The organism is Anaerohalosphaeraceae bacterium (assembly GCA_037479115.1).
In the GTDB taxonomy this organism is placed as follows: Bacteria; Planctomycetota; Phycisphaerae; order Sedimentisphaerales; family Anaerohalosphaeraceae; genus JAHDQI01.
This window is the reverse complement of record JBBFLK010000009.1, coordinates 101,704-109,991: the sequence shown is the minus strand read 5'-3', so window position 1 is coordinate 109,991 and position 8,288 is coordinate 101,704. Positions and strand designations below refer to the sequence as shown.

Genomic DNA, 8,288 nt, shown 5'->3' with positions numbered 1-8,288 from the left:
TGCTTTTCTCTTTCGGTGCCTTTTTTCTTTCCTTTCCTAATCTGTGTCATCCGTGAAATCTATGGTGAAATAAAAATTGTTCTCCTTTCCCCAGTCTGTGAAATCCGCGGTGAAAAACTTGTTTCGGATTTCGAGTTTCGTGCTTCGAATTTCGGCCGTCCGGCCGTCCGCTTGGATGTCTTCATCCCTCTCTTATTTCCAATCCCAAAAAATCCTTGCCCCGAGGGCTGGTTTTCCCGAAAATAACCCCTTTACTCAATAAAAAGGCGGTTTTCTTTCAGGCAGGAGTGTGTTATGGCGGACAAACGGCTGGAAACGTATTCGATGGGCATCGGCGATCGGTTCGGGCATCAGGGGCGGGCACAGCTTCGGGCGATGCAGGCGGCCCGGGCGGAGGGCATCGAGATTGTGCCGGTCTGGAATAAATCCTTTCGTGAACACTCCATCATCGGCACACGGCCGGCGGATGTCCGCGCCGAAGCGGATGCGGCCGTCTCGGCCATGGGCTGGAAGCATTCCTACTATGTGGATGCCGACCATATCAATTTCAAGAATGTCGAGTCATTTATTGAGTGCAGCGATTTCTTTACGCTCGATGTGGCCGAAGAAATCGGACACCCCGCCGAGCCGAAAGAGATGGAGGCCTTTATCCGCTCCTGCCGGGATTTTTTGGGGACGCTGACAATTCCGGGCATCGAACGTCCGTTTGTCATCGGCGAAAAGACACTCGAGGCCGCCGCGGCCAAGTATCTGTTTGCCGTTCAGCAGGCGGGCCGCATCTATCGGCATCTGGCGGAAAAGAAGGGCCCCGGCACCTTTATTACGGAGGTGTCAATGGACGAAACCGACAGCCCGCAGACACCGGTAGAGCTGCTGCTGATTTTGTCGGCGATTGCCCGCGAGGGCATCCCCGCCCAGACAATTGCCCCCAAGTTTACCGGCCGATTCAATAAGGGGGTCGATTATGTCGGGAATCTGGAGCAGTTCGAAAAGGAATTCAATGAAGATTTGGCGGTGATTGCCTTTGCCGTCAAAGAATTCGGGCTGCCGGACAATCTGAAGCTTTCGGTCCATTCCGGCAGCGACAAGTTTTCCATTTACGGCCCGATTCGGCGGGCAATTCATCGATTCGGAGCCGGACTGCACCTGAAAACGGCCGGCACCACCTGGCTGGAGGAGCTTATCGGTCTGGCCGAGGCGGGCGGCGAAGGGCTGGCCATCGCCAAAGAGGTCTATGCCAAGGCCCTCGAAAACCGCCAGGCCCTTTGTGCGCCGTATGCAACGGTGATTGACATCGATGCCGCCAAACTGCCCTCGCCGAAGGAAGTGGACCGGTGGGATGGAAAGCGGTTTGCGGCAGCCCTGCGGCACAACCCCCGCTGCCCCGACTACAATCCCCATTTCCGGCAGCTGCTGCACGTGGGCTACAAGGTCGCCGCCCAGATGGGCAGGCGGTTTACGGACGCGCTGGAGCGCTTCGAAGAGGAGATTGCCAAACACGTCTCGGCCAACCTCTTCGAGCGGCACATCCGGCCGGTCTTCGGCAAGGGGGCTTAAGAGGTTTCCGGCAGAAACTCAAAGGGCTTCTGGGCGACGGAGAAAGGCCGATATTGGCCGATGCTGTTCAGCAGCCCCAGAGCGATATAGTTGGTCAGCAGACTGGAGCCGCCGTAGCTGATAAACGGCAGCGTCAGACCAGTAATCGGCATCAGCCCCAGCGTCATTCCGATATTGACGAAGACCTGCACGGCAAACATCGTGGTAATGCCGACGGCCACCAGCCGCCCGAACGGGTCGGTATTCCGCCAGGCAATCTCCATCCCCGCCGCGAAAATCACCCCATACAGCAGGAGGATAAAGAGACACCCGACCAGACCGAATTGGTGGGCCACAATAGCAAAGACAAAGTCGTTGTGCTTGTCCGGCAGGAAGAAAAAGTCGTCCTGCACATATGGCCCGCGGGCAAAGCCGTATCCGAACAGCCCGCCGGAGGCGATGGCCTGCTTGGCCTGCAGCAGCTGGTAGCCCCCGCCCTCTTTCCAGTTATACAGCCGTTCGGGCCTGCCGACCAGGATCCGTGCCAGTGTCGGGTGCTCGCGGGCCATCGCACGCACTTTGGGACTCTGCAAAACCAGACTGGATATCCGCATCCGCTGATAATCCTTCATCGACATCCACAGGAAGGGACTGGTCAGAATGGCCAGGCCGATAATCAGCAGCAGATGCCAACCCTTGGCCCCGGCCGCAAACAGCATCGCAAACAGAATCGGCATCATCAAAATCACCGTCCCCAAATCCGGCTCCAGCAGAATCAGCACCATTGCCAAAAACGTCAGGGCAAAGGGTCCGATAAGTCCCAGCAGCCGGCGGTAGTTTTTGCGGTAGCGCAGGTAATACGCCAGGGCGAGAATAAAGGCAATCTTGCAGAACTCCGACGGCTGGATCTGGAAGAAGGTATGGCTGCCGATGGAAAACTCAATCCAGCGGCGGGCCCGGCCCTCCCGGTAAGGCACGAACGGGATATCGATAACCATATCCACCAGCAAAATTGCCAGCAGAACCAGCACAGCCGCATACAGACCATAAGAAACAGGCCCCAGCCGGCGGTAGCCGATTAGATTGACAGTAATCATCCCGACGAAACCTATCAGGACATAAAATATCTGTTTCTTCCACAAAGAGGCCAATTTTGCGGCCCGTGTGGAAGAAGTCGCCGAACTATCCGTTTCAGCCGGTTGTGTATCCGCCTCATCGGGAGTTTCAGTGTTAAGATAGGGGGTTTGCGGTTCCAAAGGTTCCGGATGGCCGGCTGCATAAATCACGGCAACGCCGACGGCCGTCAGCAAAAACCCGGCTGTCAGCATAAATATCCGTGTAAAAAGCAGCCGTCCTGAAAACAGGTCTTTCAGCATCTCCAATCTCTATTAAATTTCGAATATCGAATGTCGGATTTCGGACTTCGAATTTCGGATTTCGAGTTTTCTGTATTATTGTATCGTCTTTTAATGCGTCGGAAAAGGAAACTTTTTGTCCAATAATACTGGGCTGGCTATACAGGACAAGGCATATCCGAATATGTTTTTCAATATAGGTAAGCGGCCCCTTATCGGATTTTTTTGACTTTTTCAAAAATTTTCTTGATTCGGAGGCGGCTTTATTGTATCATCAGCGTTGTGTTGAGGAGCAGAAAAGTGAAATACAGTGAAATGAAGAGGGTGATGGAAAGTCATTTCGTTTCATCATTCCGCTAAAGCATGGGGGAATTTCGGAAGCGAGAGAGAACCTTGAGGCGCGTGGCCTTTAAGGGTGATGAATAGGGAAAAAGAAAAAGAGAAAGGAAGGTGTAGCAATGAGAAAAGTACTCCCGATTTTGTTGGCGATTGCGATCGCTGCGCCGGCACTGGCGGATGTGACCGTGTCGGTCTCGGATGCGGGCAGCGAAACCGCCCAGATTGCTTTGGCGATTGACGGCGGCGCGGTGGTCCGCGGCGTGGCCCTGAAGGTGACCATTACGGGGGCCGAACTGGCCGCCATTGCGGATGTCACCGATGTGATGGCCGCGTTCAATGCCTACATTGATTACTACTACAGCAACCCCGGCTTCCTCGGCGGACTGGCCGATGAGACGGCCCTGCCCGGAACGGGCGCTCATGCCCTGGCCGATCCGGATGCAGCCGGCGTTCTGGCGACCCTGCCTGCCACCACGTTCGTTATCAGCGTGGGCGCGCTGGACAACAGCGGCAATCAGGGCGGTGTGACGGCCGGCGGCGTTCTGGCCAATGTTAAACTGAGCAACTTCGCCGGCAGCACGGCTCAGGTCTGCGTGGAGGCCGATGCCCTCCGCGGCGGAATCGTCGGCGACAACCTCGGCACCGTCTCCGCCTCCGCTTGTGCAAATATCGCCTCCGCACCCCAGGAATGCGTCAACTCTGCCGCTCCCTTCTATGCGGCGTGGGTCCAGTTCGGCAAACCCAACTGCTGGTGCTATGCAAGAAACTGCCGTGGCGATGCTGATGGGCTTTCTCAAGGAAATGTTCTCCAGGGTTATGCTTACGTTTTTACAAACGACCTTAATGTGCTTCTCGCGGCTTATGGCGTTCGTGAGTCGCCTAAAGGCCCGGGTATTATGAGTGTTCCGAATGGCATTTGTGCTGATTTTGCCCGTGATCAGCAGGGTAATGTTTTGCAAGGATATGCGAGGGTCTTTACGAATGATTTGAACATTTTCCTCTCATATTACAATGTGAGAGAAGCGCCAAAAGGGCCTGGTGTGCCAACTTGTGATGGACCGAATTACAATTTCTTTGTAACGCCTTAATTTATGACACACACTTCACACGCGGGAAGTTAACGTCAATAGACAACGATTGTTCGAACAATTGAAAGGAGAACGATGATGAAGAAGTTGTTAAGTCTGATTCTGGTTCTGGGAATGGTCTCGATGGCAAGTGCGGGGATTCAGCTTGTAGTTGTAGGCCCGGATACAATAGGCATCGAGAGTAGCGATACGAAAGCCTGGTCAGCGGTAATCGGCTGGTCGGCACAACTTGATGTAATAGCCGAAGGTTTTACAGAAGCAGGTCAAGGCGGATTAACATCCTCGATGCCATATGGTGTCCAAAATGGTGCAGATCTTGGTCTTGACCAGCTTGGAATGGTCTACCTCAAGGCTTTGGCCCCTGCAGGAACGCCGACGGATATGATCGAAGCTGGCATTCAGTATACGGTTAAGTTTGCGAATGTGCCGGGCTTTGGTACAGAGGACATGGGCCTTGGAAGAGTAGATTTGATCAGCGAGGATTTGGGGACCATTCTTCAGACATTCTATGTCATTCCGGAGCCGGCATCGATGCTGCTGCTGGGACTGGGCGGTCTGTTCCTTCGCCGCAAATAAGAGCTGTTTCCAAAGGACCAGAATCGACAAAAGCGTTTAACGAACGCGTTGTGAAACACACGAAAAGCCCTCTCAGACCGAGAGGGCTTTTTTTTAACCACAGATTACACGGATTTCACAGATTAAAGATAACCACAGATTTTAACCACGGATTAATACGGATTAAAGTAAACCACAGATTACACAGAATAAGGTAAAGATTAACCACAGATTTCACGGATTACACAGATTTGGGGGTTAACCGCAGGTTGGAAGGGACTGCTGCTTTTAGGAATGAAGCAGGGCGTTTACGGCTTCTTTGAGCGGAGGAAGGTCCCGTTCAATCACATTCCACACTTCATTCAAATCAACACCCATATATCCGTGGATGAGCACATCCCGAAAGGAGGCAATCTGACGCCAGGGAATATGGGGCTGACGCTCCAGCGTGTCGTCAGAGATATTCTTGACGGCCTCTCCGATGATTTCAAAATTGCGTATCACGGCATCCTGCACCAGAGTAGAGTTCACAAATGCTTCTTTTCCGCACCGGGTATAATCCTCGATTCGGCGGATGCTCTCAGCAATGTGAGTCAGATAAAGAAAATCTCGCTTCACAGGGGAATGCTCTCCTGCAGGATGGTTTGACGAAGTGAAGGATGAAGGGCGTTCTCATTGACGGCATCGACTTTGACCCCCAGCAGGGCTTCCAGCTCCTGCATCAGAGCAATCCGGTCCAGCAAAGACGCATCCGGACGCATCCGAACCAGAAGGTCCAGATCGCTGGATGCATTTGTTCTGCCGGCAGCCACAGAGCCGAAAATCCAGACCTTCTCCGCGCCGTGTGCGGCGGCAATCCGCCGAATCTCCTCCCTGTGCTGCTGGATGTGATGCAAAGAAACCATAAAAAACAGTTTAATCAGGGTCAGTCTCTTTTTCAACAGGGAAACGCTTTTCCGGGCTCTGTGTTTTTATGTCTTTGTGATAAAATTAGTTACAGCGGCCCGGATTGTGATTAACCGCAGATTTCGGAAAAACTGATTAACCACGGATTAACACGGATTGGAGATAAGGGTTAAAATAAATTACGGATTCACGCCTGCCGCGGCGGGCCTGCCCGACGGGCGGATTATCACGGATTAAAAGGGGGTGTTAACCACAGATTACGCAGATTTCACAGATTAAGGTTATGGATGAAGATTAGAGGACAAAGCGTCGGATTTTCAGCGAGGGTTCACCAAAATTCAGCAGGAGTCCGACCTTTAAGCCGCCGGCCTTGAGATAATTTAGTACTTGGGCCTCCTCTGCAGCGGATATCGTTTTCATTGCCTTCAGCTCCAGCAGAACTTTCTGATCAACCAAAAAGTCGCAGACAAAATCTTTCAGTTTTTTCCCTTTGTAAAACACGGGAAGCGGCTTCTGCTGCTCATAGGGTATTTTTCGCAGGTCCAGTTCAACGGCCATCGCGGCTTCATAAACACTTTCGAGAAATCCGTGTCCAAGTTTTGTATGAACCTCCATAGCGGCCGCTATGAGCGATTCCGTCAGATTTTTATGCAGAAAAATTTCTTCAGTCATTGAAAGCCCTTTCGTCAGGTTTACCGCCTTCTTTACATACCGCAATAAATATATCTTCCGATTTTACAGATATTTATAATATATACGATCATCCTCTTTTTTTCTGCATTCTTTTTAATCTGTGTAATCTGAGAAATCTGCGGTTAAAAAAATTTTTTCTCTTGACACGGCCCGGCCGTTCCTGTATATTACCGGTATCATGCCTGGAGAAGAAGGAAAGATTGCTTACCGCACAGTTTTTAGTTTATTTGTTAGGATTTAGTTTTTAGATTTTAGAATTTAATTTTGACGCTTATCGTCAAAATTCCTTCCGTTCGATTTGGGGTTGAGGAAAGAGTTAACGATACGGATATCTTGCGGTTTTTATTAATCCGTGTTTATCCGTGTAAATCCGTGGTTAATAGAGTTTTTTAGGAAACTGTGTAATCCGTGAAATCCGTGGTTAAACCAAAAAATCTAAATCCGTGTTAGTCCGTGGATAATTAAATATCGACCACACACACACGCGTGAAGAAGTGAACGTTTTGTTTCGGCCTCTATTCGGCCGGAAAGGAGAACAGCAATGAAGAAACTGGTAAGTCTGGTTCTGGTTCTGGGGATGGCTTCGATGGCAAGTGCGGGGATTCAGCTTGTAGTTTTAGGCCCGGATACAATAGGCATCGAGAGTAGCGATACGCTAGCCTGGTCAGCAGTAATCGGCTGGTCGGCACAACTTGATGTAATAGCCGAAGGTTTTACAGAAGCAGGTCAAGGCGGATTAACATCCTCGATGCCATATGGTGTCCAAAATGGTGCAGATCTTGGTCTTGACCAGCTTGGAATGGTCTACCTCAAGGCTTTGGCCCCTGCAGGAACGCCGACGGATATGATCGAAGCTGGCATTCAGTATACGGTTAAGTTTGCGAATGTGCCGGGCTTTGGTACAGAGGACATGGGCCTTGGAAGAGTAGATTTGATCAGCGAGGATTTGGGGACCATTCTTCAGACATTCTATGTCATTCCGGAGCCGGCATCGATGCTGCTGCTGGGTCTGGGCGGCCTGTTCCTTCGCCGCAAATAAGAGCCAGTTCCCTGAGAACCGGAAAACGGGAACATATTCACGCGTGTTTACAAAAAGCCCTCCCCGCACAGGAGGGCTTTTTTCTTTTGAAAAATTTTTTAGATAGTTTTATAATAGTGCGAGATGAAGAAGTCTTTTTTGAAACATAAGGTTCAGGTCGAGAGAAGGTTGTACATTATGGGAAAAATATTGTCTTTTTCTCTTTTTATCCCATTTTTTGTTGGCTGTTCAGGGAAAATTCAAGACGTTCGGACACTCTCGTCTTCAGATGAAACGTCTGTCAGCCAGGTTCTTTTAATTAATGCTAAAAAGTTCCCTTCCGAAGCAGCAGGTGTCTGGATCAATGAAGATTACGGTTGGATACTTCGTATAGAAAAAGACGGACGTCTGTCAAAGATACGCCATACAATTGGTCGTGCAGCTCTGAAAACAGGGGAGACAACATCAGTTCCTTTAATTAATAACGGTCATGCAGTTATTGAACCAGGTCCATGGTATGTTCAGTATGATGGGAAAATACAGACGGTTACAATTGAGATAAATATCAGAAACTTTTTCTATGATATTGGGGGAGGCAATGTAGTAAAAGGTTCCAGTCGTGATGTATTTATGGGGCCGTTGCCCCAAAAAGGGGAAGACCGTTGGGTGCTTAACTGGCTCAGCTTTCCTGAGTATATTGCTTCAACCGGAGATAAGGAATTTTTAGACTATAAATTGCCTTTCGAACCAGGCGATGAGGATAAAGGAGAAATTGTTTTTCAAAGGTTTCAGTAGTTT

General features: G+C 50.5%; 10 protein-coding genes. 6 read left to right on the top strand and 4 right to left on the bottom strand.

Annotated features, from left to right (window positions below; translation table 11 throughout):
* Window positions 1-246: hypothetical protein (locus tag WHS88_06360; GenBank protein ID MEJ5259796.1), on the top strand; the 246-nt coding region annotated here is incomplete at its 5' end.
* Window positions 247-294: 48 nt separating this feature from the next.
* Complete coding sequence (locus WHS88_06355; GenBank protein MEJ5259795.1) at window positions 295-1,557, top strand: tagaturonate epimerase family protein; 1,263 nt, start codon at window positions 295-297, stop codon at window positions 1,555-1,557.
* Here the strand turns inward: WHS88_06355 and WHS88_06350 are convergent.
* Window positions 1,554-2,864: an FtsW/RodA/SpoVE family cell cycle protein gene (locus WHS88_06350; protein MEJ5259794.1), complete on the bottom strand. Its 1,311-nt coding sequence runs from the start codon at window positions 2,862-2,864 to the stop codon at window positions 1,554-1,556. The genes WHS88_06355 and WHS88_06350 overlap by 4 nt on opposite strands.
* 485 nt (window positions 2,865-3,349) lie before the next feature.
* Between WHS88_06350 and WHS88_06345 the strand changes: the two genes are divergently transcribed.
* Window positions 3,350-4,318 (top strand): hypothetical protein, encoded by a 969-nt coding sequence (locus tag WHS88_06345; protein ID MEJ5259793.1) that lies wholly within the window; start codon window positions 3,350-3,352, stop codon window positions 4,316-4,318.
* A gap of 75 nt (window positions 4,319-4,393) precedes the next feature.
* Window positions 4,394-4,894, top strand: a complete 501-nt coding sequence (locus tag WHS88_06340; protein ID MEJ5259792.1) for a PEP-CTERM sorting domain-containing protein — start codon at window positions 4,394-4,396, stop codon at window positions 4,892-4,894.
* Between the two features lie 267 nt (window positions 4,895-5,161).
* On the opposite strand, the gene WHS88_06335 is transcribed toward WHS88_06340, so the two are convergent.
* The 3 genes from WHS88_06335 to WHS88_06325 all read right to left on the bottom strand — a co-directional run bounded on the left by WHS88_06335 (window position 5,162) and on the right by WHS88_06325 (window position 6,451).
* Complete coding sequence (locus WHS88_06335) at window positions 5,162-5,491, bottom strand: DUF86 domain-containing protein (GenBank protein ID MEJ5259791.1); 330 nt, start codon at window positions 5,489-5,491, stop codon at window positions 5,162-5,164.
* Window positions 5,488-5,814: a nucleotidyltransferase family protein gene (locus WHS88_06330; GenBank protein ID MEJ5259790.1), complete on the bottom strand. Its 327-nt coding sequence runs from the start codon at window positions 5,812-5,814 to the stop codon at window positions 5,488-5,490. The genes WHS88_06335 and WHS88_06330 overlap by 4 nt, the downstream gene beginning before the upstream one ends.
* 259 nt (window positions 5,815-6,073) lie before the next feature.
* A complete protein-coding gene (locus WHS88_06325; GenBank protein MEJ5259789.1) occupies window positions 6,074-6,451 on the bottom strand; it encodes a GxxExxY protein in 378 nt (125 codons plus the stop codon).
* 562 nt (window positions 6,452-7,013) lie between these two features.
* Between WHS88_06325 and WHS88_06320 the strand changes: the two genes are divergently transcribed.
* Together WHS88_06320 and WHS88_06315 are read left to right on the top strand one after the other, a co-directional pair.
* Entirely contained in the window at window positions 7,014-7,511 is a 498-nt protein-coding gene (locus WHS88_06320; protein MEJ5259788.1) for a PEP-CTERM sorting domain-containing protein, read from the top strand.
* Between the two features lie 177 nt (window positions 7,512-7,688).
* A complete protein-coding gene (locus WHS88_06315; GenBank protein MEJ5259787.1) occupies window positions 7,689-8,285 on the top strand; it encodes a hypothetical protein in 597 nt (198 codons plus the stop codon).
* The last annotated feature ends 3 nt before the right edge of the window (window positions 8,286-8,288 follow it).